The following is a 301-nucleotide window of genomic DNA, read 5'->3' on the forward strand; positions in this document are numbered from 1 at the left end:
TTCGTCGACTGGAATACCGGGTTTATTTTTCCAAAATTAAAAGAGGGTGACAAAATCAGCTTGAGCACGACCCAGGCGAAACGGGGAGAGATTCTTGACCGCTTTGGCAACAGCCTGGCGGCAAACGGCCAGGTGTACGAAGTCGGAGTGGTCGCCGGGAAGCTGGACAATTCCGTCTTAGAGCCGCTGTCCAAGCTGTTAAAAATGCCGCCGGAACAGATTACGAAAGCGCTTGACGCAAGCTGGGTAAAGCCGGGAATGTTTGTGCCGCTGAAAAAAGTGGCCATGGACGATAAGGAAC

1 pseudogene is annotated in these 301 nt (G+C 52.2%); it reads left to right on the plus strand.

The features are described 5' to 3' along the window. Positions 1-301, plus strand: a pseudogene (locus RYX56_RS21785) (penicillin-binding transpeptidase domain-containing protein); the annotation flags it as partial.

This window comes from Alkalihalophilus lindianensis (assembly GCF_032843265.1).
In the GTDB taxonomy this organism is placed as follows: domain Bacteria; phylum Bacillota; class Bacilli; order Bacillales; family Bacillaceae_D; genus Alkalihalophilus; species Alkalihalophilus lindianensis.